At 66.4% G+C, this 14,950-nt stretch carries 12 protein-coding genes; 3 read left to right on the top strand and 9 right to left on the bottom strand.

Annotation, left to right across the window (positions count from 1 at the left end; genetic code table 11):
- Nucleotides 1-115: 115 nt before the first annotated feature.
- The 4 genes from AB3X98_RS15130 to AB3X98_RS15115 all read right to left on the bottom strand — a co-directional run bounded on the left by AB3X98_RS15130 (nucleotide 116) and on the right by AB3X98_RS15115 (nucleotide 2,602).
- Nucleotides 116-427, bottom strand: coding sequence for a cupin (locus AB3X98_RS15130; protein ID WP_368606001.1), 312 nt, complete (start codon nucleotides 425-427; stop codon nucleotides 116-118).
- 46 nt (nucleotides 428-473) lie between these two features.
- Nucleotides 474-1,247 (bottom strand): hypothetical protein, encoded by a 774-nt coding sequence (locus AB3X98_RS15125; protein ID WP_342947429.1) that lies wholly within the window; start codon nucleotides 1,245-1,247, stop codon nucleotides 474-476.
- Between the two features lie 126 nt (nucleotides 1,248-1,373).
- Nucleotides 1,374-2,096, bottom strand: coding sequence for a dienelactone hydrolase family protein (locus AB3X98_RS15120; protein ID WP_368606002.1), 723 nt, complete (start codon nucleotides 2,094-2,096; stop codon nucleotides 1,374-1,376).
- 86 nt (nucleotides 2,097-2,182) lie between these two features.
- Entirely contained in the window at nucleotides 2,183-2,602 is a 420-nt protein-coding gene (locus tag AB3X98_RS15115) for a secondary thiamine-phosphate synthase enzyme YjbQ (protein WP_069268621.1), read from the bottom strand.
- A gap of 184 nt (nucleotides 2,603-2,786) precedes the next feature.
- Between AB3X98_RS15115 and nfsB the strand changes: the two genes are divergently transcribed.
- A complete protein-coding gene (nfsB, locus tag AB3X98_RS15110) occupies nucleotides 2,787-3,437 on the top strand; it encodes an oxygen-insensitive NAD(P)H nitroreductase (RefSeq protein WP_368606003.1) in 651 nt (216 codons plus the stop codon).
- Between the two features lie 88 nt (nucleotides 3,438-3,525).
- Nucleotides 3,526-3,981 (top strand): PACE efflux transporter, encoded by a 456-nt coding sequence (locus AB3X98_RS15105; protein WP_342947430.1) that lies wholly within the window; start codon nucleotides 3,526-3,528, stop codon nucleotides 3,979-3,981.
- A 15-nt stretch (nucleotides 3,982-3,996) separates the two neighbouring features.
- Here AB3X98_RS15105 and AB3X98_RS15100 read toward each other — a convergent pair whose 3' ends face one another.
- From AB3X98_RS15100 to AB3X98_RS15085, 4 genes are read right to left on the bottom strand one after another with little or no spacing between them, the layout of a single operon-like run.
- On the bottom strand, nucleotides 3,997-5,580 hold the full coding sequence (locus tag AB3X98_RS15100) for an efflux transporter outer membrane subunit (RefSeq protein ID WP_368606024.1): 1,584 nt from the start codon (nucleotides 5,578-5,580) through the stop codon (nucleotides 3,997-3,999).
- A gap of 32 nt (nucleotides 5,581-5,612) precedes the next feature.
- Nucleotides 5,613-8,927: an efflux RND transporter permease subunit gene (locus tag AB3X98_RS15095; protein WP_368606004.1), complete on the bottom strand. Its 3,315-nt coding sequence runs from the start codon at nucleotides 8,925-8,927 to the stop codon at nucleotides 5,613-5,615.
- Nucleotides 8,924-12,082, bottom strand: coding sequence for an efflux RND transporter permease subunit (locus AB3X98_RS15090; protein ID WP_368610272.1), 3,159 nt, complete (start codon nucleotides 12,080-12,082; stop codon nucleotides 8,924-8,926). The genes AB3X98_RS15095 and AB3X98_RS15090 overlap by 4 nt, the downstream gene beginning before the upstream one ends.
- Before the next feature lie 18 nt (nucleotides 12,083-12,100).
- Nucleotides 12,101-13,432: an efflux RND transporter periplasmic adaptor subunit gene (locus tag AB3X98_RS15085; RefSeq protein ID WP_368606006.1), complete on the bottom strand. Its 1,332-nt coding sequence runs from the start codon at nucleotides 13,430-13,432 to the stop codon at nucleotides 12,101-12,103.
- 369 nt (nucleotides 13,433-13,801) lie between these two features.
- Here AB3X98_RS15085 and AB3X98_RS15080 point away from each other — a divergent pair, with 369 nt between their 5' ends.
- Nucleotides 13,802-14,023 carry a hypothetical protein gene (locus tag AB3X98_RS15080; RefSeq protein WP_254320304.1) on the top strand — a complete coding sequence of 74 codons (222 nt, stop codon included), beginning with the start codon at nucleotides 13,802-13,804 and terminating at the stop codon, nucleotides 14,021-14,023.
- A gap of 25 nt (nucleotides 14,024-14,048) precedes the next feature.
- Here AB3X98_RS15080 and AB3X98_RS15075 read toward each other — a convergent pair whose 3' ends face one another.
- On the bottom strand, nucleotides 14,049-14,861 hold the full coding sequence (locus tag AB3X98_RS15075) for a helix-turn-helix transcriptional regulator (RefSeq protein ID WP_368606007.1): 813 nt from the start codon (nucleotides 14,859-14,861) through the stop codon (nucleotides 14,049-14,051).
- Nucleotides 14,862-14,950 lie beyond the last annotated feature (89 nt).

Raw genomic sequence — 14,950 nt, 5'->3', positions numbered from 1 at the left:
GGCGCGGCGCTTGCCGTGCAAGGCGCGCCGCGGCCTGATCGACAGGCGGGAGTGGAGTCAGGCCGCCAAGTTTAGTGGAAATGGCGCATACCGTCTTTTCGCCGCAAGACGCGGCTTACACGCTGCCTTCGCGCTCGACCACGAGAATGCGCGCCTCGCCGCGCGGATGCGCGACGTGCTCGCAGCCCACGCCCGCGAAGAACACGTCGCCGGCTTCGAGCACCGCGACCCGCTCCGCGCCGTCTTCGCGGTAATGCATGTCGACCACGCCGTCGAGCACGGCGAACACTTCCTCGCCGTCGTTGACGTGCCATTTGTACGGCTGGTCGGTCCAGTGCAGGCGCACGGTGGTGCCGTTCATGTTGGCGATGTCGAGCGCGCCCCACGGGCGGGTGGCGGTGAAGGTTTTCGAGCGGATGACTTTCATGGCTGTACGGGCCTGGACGTGATCGCGAGGCGTCCTGGAGCGGAGTTCAGGGATTGGCGGGCATGGACTGCGCAAGACTCATCAGATTGAGCGGCGCGACGCGAATGAGGCCGCCGCGCGGGCTGTCGATATCGGCGATGAGCGTGAGCGACAGCGTCACGGTGACGGGCAGGATGAGCAGCAGCACCCGCCGGCCGACCTGGCCGTGCGCGCCGTAGCCCTGCATCAGGTTGCTGAAGATGGCGATGCTGATCATCAGCACCCACGCGGCGACGGGAATGCGGTTGATCCACGCGGCCTGCGTGTAGCCCTGGGTGTTGATGACGTCGTTCATGCCGGAGACCACCAGCGCCATCACCGGATTCGGCTGCGACTTCGCGGGATCGCGCACGCTCGCCCAGAGTTGCGTCTGAAGCTCGCCGGTGTCGCGGTTGATCTGATCGAGTGCGCCGGGCTCGTGCACGACGTAGAAGTGGATGCGCGCCTGAAGATAGCGCGCAAGCAGCGCCTTGGTCTGGGCAGTCGCCTCGCCGCCAAGCAGCTCGGCGCGCAGATACTCCGTGCCGATCGCGTTGGCTTCCTCTTCCTCCAGGTTCTTGCGCTGGTCGTAGCGGCTCACGGCCATCGAGAGCGTGAAGCCGATCAGGAGCGCGAGCAGCGTGAGCGTCGCGCCCTGCACGATCTTGTAGTTCTCGCGCGCCTCCTCGGCGAGCGGGAAGTAGCGGTGCAGCACGTTTGCGCCGAGTGCGGCGGCAAGCGGCAGCACCAGGATCAGCACGATGAACAGCAGCGCGGGGCGCTGGAGGATGAGCGGCGTCATGGAGTCTCCGCGAAAAGCGTGAGAGGGACGAAGGCGCTGCAATGCAAATCGGCGTCGCCCGCGCGAGGCGGGGCGACGCCGATTCTACGACAGTTCCGCGCGGCGGCGCGGGCCGCTGCCGGTGCTTTAGCGCGCCGTGCGCTGCGGCCACATCGTGCGGCCCCAGAACGTCAGCGAGCGGTCCCACGCGAGCTGCGCCCAGACCGGATCGTACTGCGTGATGGGGATGCGGTTCGGGCCCACGGCGGTCTCGTTCGCAAACGCGTGGTGGGCGAGATAGCGATGGAACTCGACGTCGACGTTGGCGCCCTTGAGCTTCGTTTCGAGTTCCGCGACGGTTTCGATGCTGAACGCCTGGTCCTGGGTTGCAAAGTGGCCGAGGATGGGCGCCGTGATCTTGCTCACGTCGATGTATTCGAGCGGCGGGAAGCCATACCACACCACCGCGCTCGCAAGGCCCGGCACCATGGTGGCCGCGAGCAGCGTGAGCGCGCCGCCCATGCAGTAGCCCGTCACGCTCACACGGTCCGTGAGCGTCTTCAGATAGTTGACCGCGCCATACACGTCCTGCGAGGCGGCATCCGCGAAGTCGAGGCCCGTCATCAGATGGTGGGCCTCTTCCTGTTCGACCGTGCTCTTGCCGCGATAGAGGTCGGGCACGAGCGCGAAGTAGCCAGCCTGCGCGAGCCGGTCGGCCACGCCGCGGATCTGGTCGTTCAAGCCCCACCATTCCTGGATCACGACGATGGCGGGCGCGCCTTCGGTCTTCTCCGGTTTGGCGAGATAACCCTGGAGCGACTGGCCGTCAGGGCGGGTGAAGGAAATCATGGATCCGGCGGACTGTTTCATTTGGGGCAACCCTCGGTGAATCGGTTGAACGAAAGACGCAAGCATAGCGCTTGCGTACGGGATTTGCGTGTCTGCGCCTGATCTGCTCATTCGCCGATCAGATGCAGCACGATATCGCGCGTGTGCGCCGCGCGCCGATGCTCGAACACATAGATGCCCTGCCACGTGCCCAGCACGGGATTGCCGTGCTCGACCGGGATGCAGAGCTGCGTGTGCGTGAGCGCCGTGCGCAAATGCGCGGGCATGTCGTCGGGGCCTTCGGTGTCGTGCTCGTAGCGCTGGGGATCTTCGGGCGCGAGCTGCTCGAAGTAGCGTTCGATATCGCGGCGCACCGAAGGATCGGCGTTTTCCTGGATGACGAGCGACGCTGAAGTGTGGCGGCAAAAGAGGGTGAGCAAGCCGGTGGCGATGCGCTGTTCGCGCACGAACGCGCGCACCTCCTGGCTGATCTCGACGAGCCCGCGCGTGCGCGTGCTCACCGGCAGATGATGGATGGCCTGGCGCATGATCGGTATTCTCCTTGCTGGCGGCGCATGGCTGCTGAGCCGCCGCCGCGGCGATTTCAGCCTTCAAGCATAGCGCAGGCGCGCCGGGCGCGCAGACCGCCCCCGCGGCCGGCACACGATGCTGGTACGATGTCGCCCTTGCCGGGTACTGCCCCGGCCGACCGCATACGAAGGAGAAAACCGCTTGAATCTCACCCGCTTCGCGAAAGCCCGCCACGCCACCAAGGCGTTCGACCCAGTCCGCAAGATTCCCGCGGCCGTCATCGACGAACTCAAGGAGCTGATCCGCTTCAGTCCCTCGTCGGTCAATTCGCAGCCGTGGCATTTCGTGGTGGCCGAAAGCGACGCGGCGCGTGCGCGTATCGCCAAGGGCATGGAAGGTTTCGCGTACAACGAGCCGAAGGTCACGCGCGCCTCGCACGTGGTAGTGCTGTGCGTGCGCACCGACATGGACGAAGCGCACCTCGCCGAAGTGCTCGCGCAGGAAGAAGCGGACGGCCGCTTCGCCAATGCCGAGGCGAAGGCGGGTCAGGAAAAGACGCGCGCGTTCTATGTGAACCTGCATCGCGAGCGCAACGACCTGCCGGCCTGGATGGAAAAGCAGGCGTATCTCGCGCTCGGCACGCTGCTGATCGGCGCGTCGACGCTCGAAATCGACGCCTGCCCGATGGAAGGCTTCGACGCGAAAGCGCTCGACGAGGAACTGGGCCTGCGCGAGCAGGGCCTCACCGCTTTGGTGGTGGTCGGCCTCGGCTACCGCAGCGCCGACGACTTCAACGCGAAGCTGCCGAAGTCGCGTTTGTCCGCAGCTTCGGTATTCACCGATCTCGGTTGATTCGCGCAGGGTTTCGCCGCGCTCGCAGCAGGTGCGGCGAATGACGCGGCCCGAAGCCACGCGGGAGCCGCATCAGGAGCATGGGTCCATGCAGGGTATCAAACGCCGGATCGTGTACGTCACGCTGTTCGAAGGCATCGCGATCCTGATTACCAGCACGAGCTTCGCCTCGCTCTCGGGCAGCGGCATGGACCGCGCGGGCGCGGCGGCGGTGTTTTCATCGCTGATCGCGGTGGGCTGGAACTTCGTCTTCAACCTGCTGTTCGAGCGCTGGGAAGCGCGCCAGACGAAACGCGGCCGCAGTGTCGCGCGCCGTATTGCGCATGCGGTCGGCTTCGAGGGCGGCCTCGTGGTATTCCTCGTGCCGATGATCGCGCTCACGCTGCACGTGACGTTGATCGAGGCGTTCGCGATGGATATCGGCCTCTCGATGTTCTTTCTCGTCTACAACTACGTCTATAACCTGATTTTCGATGCCGTGTTCGGCCTGCCGGCCTCCGCCATGCCGGTGACGACGGCTTCGGAACGCGAGCCGCGCGCGTAGCGCAGGGTCGCCCGGTCAGGGGCTCGCAGCGGCGCCCTGCGTCCTGCTCGCTTCCACGTTTGCCGGACCGCTTGCGCTCGCGCCCGCCGCCGCGGCGTCGGAAGCCGGCGCCACCGCACGCGCCGGATGCTGCGCATCGTGCAGCTGCCCGGACCAGCCGCCGCCCAGGTCGCCGATCAGCGAAGCCGTATCGAGCAGCCGCTGCTGATGCACGTTGAGCGCGCTCTGCTGATTGGTCACCTGTGTAGCCAGGGCCGTGGCCACTGTCGTGTAGTCCACGGTGCCCGCCTCGTATTCGTTTTGCGCGATCTGCGCGCCGCGGATGGCGTCGCGCACGGCGGTATCGAGCACGTCGGCCTGCTGCGCGAGGATGCGCAGCCCCGAGAGATCGTTCTCCACCCCCTGGAACGCCGTCAGCACCGTGCCGCGATAGTTCGCCACCGCCGCGTCGTAGCTCGCGCGCGCGGCCGCCACCTGGCCGCTGCGCTGGCCGCCGTCGAAGATCGTCTGGGTCGCGCTCGCGCCGAGCGACCACACATAGTTGCTCATGTGCAGCAGGCCCGAAAGCGGCGACTGCGTGAAGCCGTCGAGCGCAGTGAGCGAGATCGTCGGATAGTACGCAGCCACCGCCACGCCGATCGCCGCGTTGGCCGACGCCATCTGGCGTTCGGCGGTCGCAATGTCGGGCCGCCGCTGCAGCAGCGTGGAGGGCACGCCGGCGGGAATGGCGGGCAGCGCGGGAAGCTGAGTGCTGTGCGGGATATCGACCTCTTCGGGGTTGCGGCCCACGAGCACCGCGATGGCGTGCTCGTTTTGCGCGCGCGCCACGCCCAGGGCGATCAGGCTCGCACGCGCGGATTCGAGCTGCGTGCGCGCGGAGATCAGGTCGGACGGCGGCACGGTGCCCGCCTGGTCCTGGTTGGTCACCACGCGCAGGAAGTCCGAGTACGCCTGCACGGTATGCGTGAGCAGGTCGATATCGGCATCGGTGATGCGCAGATCGATCACGGCGTTCGCCAGCGCAATTTGTTCGGAGAGCGTAGCGTTCGCCAGCGTCGCCTCGCTCGCCTGCGCCGTGGCCGACTGTTCCTCGATCTGGCGGCGCACCTGGCCCCAGAGGTCGATGTCCCAGCTCGCGTTCGCTTCGAGCGTGCCGCCGTTGACGATACGCGCGCCGCTCGGCGTGGACGTGATGCTGCTCACGCTGCTGAGCGTGCCGGTGGAGGAGCGCTCGCGCGCGAGCGAGCCGGTAACGCCGATGGTCGGGAAGAGGCTCGCACGCGCGACACGCACTTCGGCGAGCGCTTGCTGGTAGTTCGCGTAGCTCTGCCGCACGGTCTGGTTCGAGACCTGGACGAGCGGTTCCAGTTCGTCGAGCAGCGGGTCCTGGAAGGCGGTCCACCATTCGCCCTTGGGTCCCTGGGCGGCTTCGGGCTCGGCCTGGGTCCAGCCAGGCAGTTCTTTCCACGTGGCGGGCACGGTGACCTGCGGGCGGTGGTAATCCGGCCCGACCATGCAGCCTGCGAGCAGCAGCGCTACGGTGAGGGGCGCGAGCGCCTGCGCGCGCGTGGCAGCGCTTGCGGCGGCGGGGATCAGCATTCGCATGAGCGATGGATTAAGGCGGGTTTTCATCATGATGCGCTCTCATCGGCCTGACGATTCCACGGCAGGCGCGCGGCCCAGCGCGCGAGGCGTGCGCGCACGCGGTCGAGGAACAGGTAGATCACCGGCGTGGTGTACAGGGTAAAGACCTGGCTCAGGAGCAGGCCGCCCATCACCGTCACGCCGAGCGGCTGGCGCAGCGAAGCGCCCTGGCCAATGCCGATGGCGAGCGGCAGCGCGCCGAGCACGGCCGCGAAGGTCGTCATCATGATCGGTCGCAGGCGCACCACGGCGGCTTCGTGAATCGCGCGCCGCGCCTCCATGCCCTCGTTGCGCTGCAACTGGATGGCGACGTCGACCATCATGATGCCGTTTTTCTTCACGATGCCGATGAGCAGGATGATGCCGATCATCGCGATCACCGAGAACGGCGTGCCGAAGATCAGCATGGCGAGAATCGCGCCAATGCCGGCCGAAGGCAGCGTGGAGAGGATCGTGAGCGGGTGGATGGTGTTTTCGTACAGCACGCCCAGCACGATATACACCACGGCGAGCGCGGCGAGAATGAGCAGCGGCACGACGCCCATGGACTGTGCGTAGGCCTGCGCCGCACCCGCGAACGCGCCGTGGATGGAGGCCGGCATGCCGATGTTGCGCTCGGCCTGCTCGATGATCGTGCCGGCCTCCGAAAGCGAGCCGCCCTTGGGCAGATTGAACGAAATCGTGCCCGCCACTTCGGTGCCCTGGTGATTGACCTGGGTGGCCGTATGGCGCGTCTTCCAGTCCATGAGCGCCATGAGCGGCACCATGGTTTCGGCGGCCGTGCTGTCCGCGCTGCCGCTGGAGCTGCCGCCCTTGCTGTTGGCGATCGCATTGTTCTGCTGATTGGCCACCGCGTTGGCGTTGCGCTCGTTGGTGTTGCCGTTTGCCGTGGTGGCCGTGGTCACGGCCGTGAAGGGCGTGACGCCCGAGATGACGCTCGACGGCATCTGCGTTTGCGCGGCGCCGCTCGCGTTGCCCGCCGCCGTGCTCAGCCAGATGTCCTGGAACGACTGTGGAAACTGCCAGTACTGCGGCGCTACTTCCATCACGACGAAGTACTGGTTGATCGCGTTGTAGATGGTCGAAACGGTGCGCTGGCCGAAGGCGTCGTAGAGCACGTTGTCCACCTGGTTCGGGTCGAACCCGTAGCGCTTGGCGGTCGTGCGCTGCACCGTCATGTAGGCCTCCAGACCATTTTGCTGCAGGTCCGAGTTCACATCCGACATCTGGCTGCGGTGCTTGTTCAGCTCGTCCACGAGGCGCGGCACCCAGGTGAAGAGCGCGTCGGCGTCGTCGCTCGTGAGCGTGTACTGATACTCGGCCGCCGACTGCCGCCCGCCGATCTGCAGGTCCTGCTGGGCCTGCATGAAAAGCCGTGCGCCCGAAACGCCATTGAGCTTGGGACGCAGGCGGTTCACGACCTCGGTGGCCGTCAGGCGACGTTCGTTGAGCGGTTTCAGCTCGACGAACACGGTGGCCGAATTGAGCGCGCGCCCGCCCGTGAAGCCCGCCACCGATTGCACCGCCGGATCGGCCTTCACGATGGCCTGCAGCTGCGCGAGCTTTCTTTCCATCGCCGTAAACGAAATGCTCTGGTCCGCGATGATCTGCCCGATCAGGATGCCGGTGTCCTGCTCGGGGAAGAACGTGCCGGAAAGCAGCCGCGCGAGAAACACATTGCCGACCAGCAGCGCGAACAGGATGAAGATCGTGAGCCGCGCGTGATCGAGCGCGACGTCGAGCGTGCGCGAGTAGAACTGCTTGAAGCGCTCGAACTGCGCGTCGATCCACACGGCCGCGCGCGAGGGCTTCTTGTGCAGCGCCTCGCGCTTGAGCACGTAGGCGCACATGGTGGGCGTGACCGTGAGCGAGATCACGAGCGAGATGAGGATCGCGATCGAAAGCGTCATCGCGAACTCATGAAAGAGCAGCCCCACGATGCCGGGCATGAGCAGAATGGGCAGGAACACGGCGATGAGCGAAAGGCTCATGGAAAGCACCGTGAAGCCCACTTCGCCCGCGCCTTTGAGCGCGGCTTCCTTCGGGTCCATGCCGGCCTCGATGTGGCGCACGATGTTCTCCAGCACGACCACGGCGTCGTCCACCACGAAGCCTGTGCCGATGGTGAGCGCCATAAGCGACAGATTGTCGATGCTGTAGCCGAGCAGGTACATGGGCCCGAACGTGCCCACGATGGAAAGCGGCAACGCCACGGCGGGGATGAGCGTGGCTCGCGGCGAGAGCAGGAACACGAACACCACGCCGATTACGAGCAGCACGGCGATGAAGAGCGTGCGTTCGGTGTCGGCCACGGAGGCGCGCACGGACTCGGAGCGGTCGATCGCCACATCCACCTTGATCGTGGCGGGCAGCGCGGCCTCGATGGAGGGCAGGCGATCGCGGATCTGCTGCACTGTCTTCACGACGTTGCTGCCCGGCATCGGGTAGACGATCACGAGCACGGCCGACTTGCCGTTGTAGAGGCCCGCGTTGCGGATGTTTTCGTTGGAGTCGACGACGGAAGCCACGTCGCGCAGGAACACGGGCGAGCCGTTGCGATAGGCGATCACCACGTCGCGAAACGGCGCGGCCTTGCTGATCTGGTCGTTCGACGTCACCGTGTAGCGCTGGTTGCCCTGGTCGATATGGCCTTTCGCGCTGTTCGCGTTGGCCGCGCCGATCGACGCGCGCACGTCTTCGAGGCCGATGCCGTAGCTGTTGAGCTTGCCCGGCTCCAGCTCCACGCGCACCGAGGGCAGCGCGCCGCCGCCCAGTGTGATCTGGCCCACGCCGTCCACCTGCGAGAGCTGCTGCTGGATGACCGAATCGGCGGAGTCGTACAGCTGAGCCTTGGTGAGCGTGTCCGAGGTGAGCGCGAGCACCATGATCGGCGCGCTCGCGGGGTTGTACTGGCGATACGTGGGGTTGCTGCGCAGCGTGGTAGGCAAGTCGGCGCGCGCGGCCTGGATGGCGGCTTCGACGTCGCGCGCGGCACCGTTGATGTCGCGGTTCAGGCCGAACACCACCACGATGATCGCCGTGCCCGTGTTGCTGATCGACGTGAGCTGGCTGACATCCGCGATGGTGCCGAGCCGGCGCTCCAGCGGCTCGGCCACGGTGGACGCCATGATGTCCGGGCTCGCGCCTGCCATGTTGGCCTGCACCACGATCACCGGGTAGGCGATGTTGGGCAGCGGCGCGACCGGCAGCCGGAAAAAGGCGAGCATCCCCGAAATGAGGATGGCGATCGCGAGGAGAGATGTCGCGACCGGCCGCTGGATGAAGAGCGCCGAGAGGTTCACGGCGTGCCCTCGGGCGCGGGTGGCGCGCCGTTGCCGGGACTGCCGCCCGCGTCGCCGTCCGCGTGGCTTTCAGGCCTGCGCTTGCGGCCGAAGCGTTCGGCCAGCCGGTCGAAGAGCAGATAGATCACGGGCGTCGTGAACAGCGTGAGCATCTGCGAAAGCGTGAGCCCGCCGATGATCGCAAGACCCAGCGGGCGGCGCAGTTCCGAGCCCGTGCCGCTGCCGAGCAGCATGGGCAGTGCGCCGAGCATGGCAGCGAGCGTGGTCATGAGAATCGGCCGGAAACGCAGCAGCGACGCTTCGAAAATCGCCTCGCGCGGCGGCTTGCCGTGCACGCGCTCGGCTTCGAGCGCGAAGTCCACCATCATGATGGCGTTCTTCTTGACGATGCCGATCAGCAGCACGATGCCGATAATGCCGATCACGTCGAGGTCCTTGCCTGCGATCATCAGCGCGAGCAGCGCGCCAATGCCGGCCGAAGGCAGCGTAGAAAGAATCGTGACCGGGTGCACATAGCTCTCGTACAGCACGCCCAGCACGATATACACGGCCACGAGCGCCGCGATCAGCAGATACACCTCGCTGGCAAGCGAATCCTCGAACGCCTGCGCCGCGCCCTGGAACGACGAGGTGATCGAGGGCGGCAGGTTCACGGCGGCCTCGGCTTTGCGCACGTCGCGCACGGCGGCGGAGAGCGACGCGCCATCGGCGAGATTGAACGAGATCGTGACCGAAGGGAACTGCGCGAGGTGGCTGATCATGAGCGGCGAGCGCGTGATGCTGATCTTCGCAATGCCCTTGAGCGGCACCTGGCCTTCGCTGCTCGTCTGGCTCGGCAGGTAAAGGTCGCCGAGCGATTCGACCGTGGGCAGCGCCTCGGGCTTCGCCACGAGAATCACGCGGTACTGGTCCGACTGCTGGAAGATGGTCGAAACGATGCGCTGGCCCAGCGCGTCATAGAGCGCGTTGTCGATGGTGGCCGCCGTGATGCCGTAGCGCGCCGCGAGCTGGCGGTTCACTTCGACATTCACGGAAAGGCCATCCGTGTTGAGGTCGCTCGTGACGTCGCGGATCGACGTGATCTGCTTCATGCGTGCGATGAGCGCGGGCACGTACTGCTCGAACGCGTCCTGGCTCGGCCCGCGCAGCACGAAGTTGTACTGGTTGCGCGAGACCGTGGTGTCGAGCGTGAGGTCCTGCTCGGGCTGGATGTAAAGGCGCACGCCCGCGACCTTCGCGACCGACTGCTGAATGCGCCGACCGATTTCGTCGGCGGTTTCGGAGCGGTCGTCGTGCGGTTTCAGGTTGATGAGGAAGCGCCCGTTGTTGAGCGTGTTGTTGATGCCGTCGATGCCCACGTACGAGGTGAGCGAAACGACATCGGGGTCCTTGAGGATTTCCTCGGCCAGGGCGGACTGGCGCCGCACCATCGCCTGGTAGGAGATGGAGTTGTCGGCCACGCTGATGCCTTGCAGCACGCCCACGTCCTGCACCGGGAACAGGCCCTTCGGAATCACGACGTAAAGCAGCCCGGTGAGCACCACCGTCACCACGAACACGACGAGCGTGAGCGTCTGATGGTCGAGCACCCAGCGCAGGCCGCGCTCGTAGGCGTTGAGCGTCTTGTTGAAAAGCCCTTCGCTGATGCGCTCGAAGCGGCTCGGGTGGCGCTCGGCCTGGGCGCGCAAGATGCGCGCGCACATCATCGGCACGACGGTGAGCGAGACGACGGCCGACAGCACGATGGTCACCGCGAGCGTGACGGCGAATTCGCTGAAGAGGCGTCCGATCACGCCGCCCATGAAGAGCAGTGGAATCAGCACGGCGATGAGCGAGATCGTCAGCGAAAGAATCGTGAAACCGATCTGGCCAGCGCCTTTTAACGCCGCCTGCAAGGGTTTGTCGCCTTCCTCGAGGTAGCGCACGATGTTTTCGATCATCACGATCGAGTCGTCCACCACGAAGCCCGTGGCGATGATGAGCGCCATGAGCGAGAGGTTGTCGATCGAATAGCCCAGCTCGTACATGATCGCGAGCGTGCCGATCAGCGAGACCGGCACTGAGATGCTCGGAATGATGGTCGCGGGCAGATTGCGCAGGAACACGAAGATCACGGCCACCACGAGCGCCACGGCGAGCACGAGTTCGAAGGCCGCGTCGCTCACCGAAGCGCGGATCACGCCCACGCTGTTCGACACCACCGTGACCTGCATGCCCGCGGGCAGCGCCGCTTCGAGTTGCGGCAGCTGCCGCATGATCTGGTTGACGGTGGCGATGACGTTCGCGCCAGGCTGGCGCTGCACGTTCAGCACGATGGCGGGCGCCTTGTTGTACCAGGCGCCGCGCTCTACGTCCTGCGCGGCCGTGGACACGCGCGCCACGTCGCGCATGAACACGGGCGAGCCGTTCTCATAGGCGATGACCGTGTCTTCGTAGTCCTTCGGGTCCGAGATCTGGTCGTTCGAATTGATCGTGTAGTTCAGTTCCGGGCCGTCGAAGTTGCCCTTCGGGTTGCTCACGTTGACGTTGGCGAGCAGGGTGCGCAGGTCGTCGAGATTCAGGCCATAGGCGGCGAGCTTCTGCGGGTCGGCTTCGACGCGCACGGCCGGCACGTTGCCGCCCGCCGTGGCGACGAGGCCCACGCCCGGCACTTCGGAAATCTTCGTGGCGAGACGGTTGTTGGCCGCGTCCTGCAACTGCGTGAGCGACATCGACTTCGACGTGATCGCGAGCGTGAGGATCGGCTGGTCGGCCGGGTTCACCTTGGCGTAGGTCGGCGGCGCGGGCAGGCCGCTCGGCAGGAAGCTGTTGGCCGCGTTGATGGCCTGCTGGACGTTCTGCTCGGCCACGTCGAGGCTCAGCGAGAGGTCGAACTGCAGCGTGATGACCGAGGCGCCCTCGGAGCTGTACGAGATCATCTGCTGCAGGCCCGGGATTTCGCCGAGCTGCACTTCGAGCGGCGCCGTGACCGTGGTCGCCATCACGTTCGGGCTCGCGCCCGGATAGAAGGTCTGCACCTGGATGGTGGGATAGTCCACCGCGGGCAGCGAGGAAACCGGCAGGAACTTCATTGCGACGAGGCCGATCAGCACCATCGCGATCATCAGGAGCGAAGTCGCGACCGGCCGCAGGATGAAGAGACGCGAAATATTCATCGGCGCTGGGTCCGGGGCTTAACCCGCTTGCGAGGCCGCGGCGCTCGCGTCGGAGGCGTTCGGCGCCGTGGCGCCGGGTTCGCTGGCCGCGCCCGGGGCGCTGCCATGGTGCGGTGCGCTCGCCGCGCCCGCGTGGGTAGCGACCCTCGGCCCAGCGGGCTGGATCTTCGCGCCGTCGTTGAGGCGGTCGAGTCCGTCGGTCACGACATGCTGACCCTGCTGCAGGCCCGCGGAGATCACCGTGTAGCGGCCGTCGCTCGGGCCGAGCGTGACCTTATGGACCGACACGGTGTTGTCGGCGTTCACGAGATAGACGTAGTCGCCGGGCGCGCCGGTCTGCACGGCGGGCGTCGGCACGAGTACAGCGTTCTGCAGCGTGTCGACGAGCAGCCTCACGTTGACGAACTCGTTGGGAAAGAGCGCCTCGTTGTCATTGGGCACGCTCGCGCGCAGCGTGACCGTACCGGTGGCCGTGGCCATCTGGTTGCTGAGCGCGAAGAGCGTGCCGGTGGCGATCTGGCGGGTGTTGTCGCTGCTGAAGACGGTAATCGGCAGTTTCGCGCCGGCGTTGACGCGCTCGAGCACGCTGCCCAGGGAGGTTTGCGGGATGGCGAACTGCACAGTGGTGGGCTTGATGGTCGTGATGACGGCAATGCCCGTGGAGCTGGACGAAGTCACATAGTTGCCCGGATCGACGAGCCGCAGACCCACGCGTCCCGACACCGGCGCCGTGATGCGGCAATAGATCAGATCGAGCTCGAACAGCCTGACGTTGGCCTTGTCGGCCTGCACCGCGGCTTCATACTGCTTGACGAGGAACTGCTGGTCGCTGTAGGTCTGCGCGGCGATCGACTGTTTCGCGTTCAACTGCGTATAACGCGCGAGGTCGGCGCGCGCCTGCGCCAGCAAGGCCTGGTCCTTGGCGAGCTGCGCGAGCGCCTGCTCCTTGCTGATCTCGTACTGGCGCGGGTCGATCTGGGCGAGGAACTGCCCCTTCACGACGTCCTGGCCTTCCTTGTAGCCCACCTCGGTGAGGTAGCCGCTGATTTGCGGCAGAACCGTGACAGTTGCGATCGGCGTGACGGTGCCGAGCGCGTTGAGCGTCACGGGCATGGGCCCGAGCGTGGCGGCGGCCACGGTGACGACCTGCGGCGCGGCGCCGTGCTCCGTCTTCTTGTTGCGCATGATGTGCACGATCACGAGCACGAGGACGATCAGCACGATCACGAAAATGGCGAGAATGAGCGGGCCGGGCCGGCGGCGCTTCGGCGCCTGCGGGGGCGGTGCGGGCGGTGGCGGCGGTGGCGGCGGTGGCGGGGGCGCGGGTTGCGTCTGGGGGACGTCGCTCATGCCTGCCTCCAGGAGGTCGGACCACCGCACGAGCCGGTGCGGAGAAACGAAGTCGGCGCGCTCAACGGCTTGGCCGCCGTGAATTGCTGCCGGTGACTGTCGAGTTGCTGCATACGCATTCTCATGATTGTTATGCCGTCGAAGCCGCGCCCCGCCATGCAGCGAAGGCCGAGACTCGCAGTCTAACCAACTCGTGCGCCAATTTCGAAACGTTAGTTGTTTGTAAGGTTTTCGGTCGTTTACAGCGCGCGGACCGGTTGAGGGGTGTGCATGGGCCGCGGTGTGCAATGCATCGCAGAAATGCTTGTTTGCGCGCGCGTCTCCGACTGTCTAGATTGGAAGGGATCAACGCCTCGCAAGGAGTCCGCAATGTCGAAGCTGTCGATACTGTCCGTGCCCGCGTGGTTCGCGCGGCGCGGCCGTGCGAACCGGGCGCCGCCCACGCCGCAAGCCGATGAGCCAGAACTGCGCGACGCATCGCGCGAAACCGAGCATCTCGAGCGAATCGCCACTTATGCACGGGCCGGTTACTTCAATATGGGCTATACGCCCGACATGTTTCCGCTAGTGGGCGATCTGCCGCCGCATTGAGCCGCGCCACGCGTCTGTGCGCGTATTACTGCGCGGCGCTTTCCTCTGCGAAACCCGCCGTGTCGCCAAGGGTGCCGGCGGGCCGGAACTCGCTGGGCGGCACGCCCAGTTCGCGGCGGAACATGTCGCTGAAGCTGCTGGGTCGATAGCCCAGCGTCCGCGCCACGGCACTCACGGGCTCGCCTTGCGCCAGGCGCGATACCGCGACTGCGAGCTGCACCTGGCGGCGCCACTCCGCAAACCCCATGCCAAGCTCGCGCGTGAAGAGCCGCGAGAGCGTGCGTACGCTCGCGCCCACCCATGCCGAGTGTTGTTCGAAGCCGATATCGGCCGATGGGTTGTCGATCACCGCGCGGCACAGCGTGGCGAGGCGGCGGTCGGACGCGTCGGGCAGCGGAATGCGCAGCGTGGAGCGCGGTGCGTGGGCAAGTTCGATCGACGCTAGGCGATAGGCCGCGTCGAGCCAGGTGTCGTCTTCGCGCGCGCGTTCCGCGAGGCTCGTGATGAGTTCGCGCAGCAGGCCGTTGACCTCGAACACTTCGCACCGCTCGCTCAGGTGCCGGCTGTCGCGCTCGTGCAGATACAGATTGCGCATCTCGACGGCGCTCAGCATGTGGATGGCGTGCTGCGTGCCGGGAGGCAGCCACACGGCGCGCTGCGGCGGCACGACGAGCGCCTCGCGCTCCACCTCGACCCACATCACGCCGGAGACGGCGTAGAGCACCTGCGCCCATGTATGCGAGTGCGGCTCGATCTGGAGGCCGCGCGGGTAGTGGCGTGCTAGCGAACGGCCGCGCCCGGGCTCGTTGTCGAGTTCGGGCGGCGCGGCTTGGGGCATTGGGGGCCTCCGGGTGACAGGTGGGGCGTGGCGTGCGTGCCTCGTATGGCGATCGCCACGCTAGCATGGTTGGGCGCGGGCCGGAAGCA

Source organism: Paraburkholderia sp. BR14312 (assembly GCF_040948675.1).
GTDB classification, from domain to species: Bacteria; Pseudomonadota; Gammaproteobacteria; order Burkholderiales; family Burkholderiaceae; genus Paraburkholderia; species Paraburkholderia nodosa_A.
This window is presented reverse-complemented; position numbering and strand designations above follow the sequence as displayed.

What these genes read in the sequence shown, in the direction of transcription:
- AB3X98_RS15080 (WP_254320304.1), top strand. Translation starts at nt 13,802, where the DNA reads ATGTCGAAGCTGTCGATACTGTCCGTGCCCGCGTGGTTCGCGCGGCGC.
- AB3X98_RS15085 (WP_368606006.1), bottom strand. Translation starts at nt 13,432, where the DNA reads ATGAGCGACGTCCCCCAGACGCAACCCGCGCCCCCGCCACCGCCGCCA.
- AB3X98_RS15090 (WP_368610272.1), bottom strand. Translation starts at nt 12,082, where the DNA reads ATGAATATTTCGCGTCTCTTCATCCTGCGGCCGGTCGCGACTTCGCTC.
- AB3X98_RS15105 (WP_342947430.1), top strand. Translation starts at nt 3,526, where the DNA reads ATGCAGGGTATCAAACGCCGGATCGTGTACGTCACGCTGTTCGAAGGC.
- AB3X98_RS15115 (WP_069268621.1), bottom strand. Translation starts at nt 2,602, where the DNA reads ATGCGCCAGGCCATCCATCATCTGCCGGTGAGCACGCGCACGCGCGGG.
- AB3X98_RS15120 (WP_368606002.1), bottom strand. Translation starts at nt 2,096, where the DNA reads ATGAAACAGTCCGCCGGATCCATGATTTCCTTCACCCGCCCTGACGGC.
- AB3X98_RS15075 (WP_368606007.1), bottom strand. Translation starts at nt 14,861, where the DNA reads ATGCCCCAAGCCGCGCCGCCCGAACTCGACAACGAGCCCGGGCGCGGC.
- AB3X98_RS15100 (WP_368606024.1), bottom strand. Translation starts at nt 5,580, where the DNA reads ATGCTGATCCCCGCCGCCGCAAGCGCTGCCACGCGCGCGCAGGCGCTC.
- AB3X98_RS15130 (WP_368606001.1), bottom strand. Translation starts at nt 427, where the DNA reads ATGAAAGTCATCCGCTCGAAAACCTTCACCGCCACCCGCCCGTGGGGC.
- AB3X98_RS15125 (WP_342947429.1), bottom strand. Translation starts at nt 1,247, where the DNA reads ATGACGCCGCTCATCCTCCAGCGCCCCGCGCTGCTGTTCATCGTGCTG.